Source organism: Bradyrhizobium lablabi (assembly GCF_018129385.1).
Classification (GTDB): domain Bacteria; phylum Pseudomonadota; class Alphaproteobacteria; order Rhizobiales; family Xanthobacteraceae; genus Bradyrhizobium; species Bradyrhizobium lablabi_C.
On record NZ_JAFCLN010000045.1, the window covers coordinates 1 to 1,985 of the forward strand.

At 60.1% G+C, this 1,985-nt stretch carries 2 protein-coding genes and 1 pseudogene; 1 reads left to right on the forward strand and 2 read right to left on the reverse strand.

The annotated features are described in order from the left end of the window. Window positions 1-43 precede the first annotated feature (43 nt). On the reverse strand, window positions 44-253 hold the full coding sequence (locus JQ628_RS34260; protein ID WP_212231019.1) for a helix-turn-helix transcriptional regulator: 210 nt from the start codon (window positions 251-253) through the stop codon (window positions 44-46). 262 nt (window positions 254-515) lie between these two features. Next, a complete protein-coding gene (locus tag JQ628_RS34265) occupies window positions 516-1,568 on the reverse strand; it encodes an IS110 family transposase (RefSeq protein WP_212231016.1) in 1,053 nt (350 codons plus the stop codon). Between JQ628_RS34265 and JQ628_RS34270 the strand changes: the two are divergent. Further along, window positions 1,567-1,985 (forward strand): annotated as a pseudogene (locus tag JQ628_RS34270) (hypothetical protein); the annotation flags it as partial. The gene JQ628_RS34265 and the pseudogene JQ628_RS34270 sit on opposite strands and share 2 nt — an antisense overlap.

Sequence of the window (1,985 nt, forward strand, 5' to 3'; positions counted from 1 at the left end):
CGGTCCGGTTCAATGTCATCAGCAGCAAGCGACACGGACCTCGTCAGGCCGCATCTGACTCGTGCTTCGGACGCCACGAGGCGGGATCTGCAATCCAGCGGTTGACGTCGGATTCATGCCAGCCGCTCCCGTTGACGCTGATCCTAATCTGCGGCGGGAAGGTGCCCTCGGCGATCTTGCGGTAGATGGTGGACCGAGACAGCCCGGTCCGAGCGAGGACGGTTTTCAAGCGGATGATACGGTCTTCTCTAATCGGCGCGTTGCGGTCAAGCACTTCCGAACCCTCCACTTGTCGTGACGTTCGACGTCTTTTCGCGGCCCGCGCTTCTCTCCGGGATCGGCATGGAAGCCCTCCCATTATGGGGTCCAGTAGAATGATGTGGTCCAAACTGGTTCGCATCCTGATGATGGCTCATCGGAGATAAGACCGTATGCGAACTCACATCATTCATCGTCCGCGAAGGACGCCTTTCCGCCTCGCGGCGGAACTCTAAATTCCTGGTCTGCTGGTCGCGTTATGCAGTTGCGCCCGTCGTCGTTGGCGTTGCCTCCCGAGTCCAACGGAACTCCGAGCCGTCGACCCACATCCGATGCAGGACCACCGCAAGCCTGCGCGCCAATGCAACGATGGCCTTCTTGATCCCGTGTCGTTTGGCGACATTCATCGCCCACGCTTTCAGCCACGACCATTTCTTGACGCGGATCAGCAGGACCTGCGCCGCTTCGTAAAGAAGCCCCCGCAGCATGCCGTCGCCGCACAACGAGACATGACCTATTCGACTGCTCTCGCCCGACTGGTTGAGTACGGGCGTCAGCCCCAGTACAGCCCCCACCGCTCGCGAATGGCGAAAGCGGGATGGAATGTCGATCGTCGAGGTATAGGCGAGCGCGACAATCGGTCCGACGCCGGGTACCGTCATCAACTGCCGGCAGACCGGATCGACCCTGGCCTCGTCACGAACCTTGCGGTCCAGTTTAGTGAACTCCTCGCGCAGTTTTCGTCTGGCAGCGAGCAACGGCTCGATGATCTCCGCCAGATCGGGAGCTGCTTCAACCAGCTCGCGTATCCGCTCATCGAACTTGAATGCTCTAATCGTGCCGACCTTCAGCCCAAAGTTGCGCAAAAGCCCACGCATATCGTTTTCCATAGCGATTGCCTTTTCCTGCAACAGCTTGCGGGCCGTCAGCAAGGCGCGACGCTTCTGGCTCGTGAGCGTCTTCACGTGCACGTCCTTGAACAGACCGACCCGCATCATGTGCGCAATGCCGCGCGCATCGTTGCGATCGCTCTTGTTCGGCTGCTGAGCTTTCAAGAACGCTTTCGTGTGCCGTGTCTCGATACAGACTACCGCGAATCCGGCCTTCGCCAGCCCCTCGAACAGCCATTGAGACAGCGGCCCGGCTTCGAGCCCGATCCGTTCAAAGTGGAATGCGGGCTCGCTCAGGACGGCGACTAGGTCGTCCGGGTGCGTCACAACCTTTTTCTCCCGGCAGAGTTTTCCGCTTTCATCGACAATGCACACGCTCGTTTCTTTGACAGAGACGTCGAGACCCGCATAATACTTCATGCTGCGCTTCACCTTTCTGATGCTTTGTGGCTGTTTCGTTCAGACCACGTTTATCATCAGCCTGAAGCGCAGCACCTTCCTTCCTTTCCGGTCGGCGAAGATGGGGCACGAAGCCGATTACCCCATCTGGTTCGGCCTGCGGGCACCTGTCCGCAAGGGCAAGAAGGCCTATCTGGTCGGCGGCGCCATCGACGACCTGTTCAAGCCCGGAAACAAGCGGAGCAAGGCCGAGCCCGAAGTCGTTCCGGTCGAACTCGACGGACTGGGAATCCGCGACCTCGCGCCATTGCCCGACAAGCGCCTGCTGGTGGTTGCCGGCGCACCCGACGGGCCGGAGGTCACGTTCCAGCTCTTTGTCGTCGATCCAGCGAAAGAAAAAGTAACGCCGATCGGGCCGCTATCGGCGGTGACCCAGCC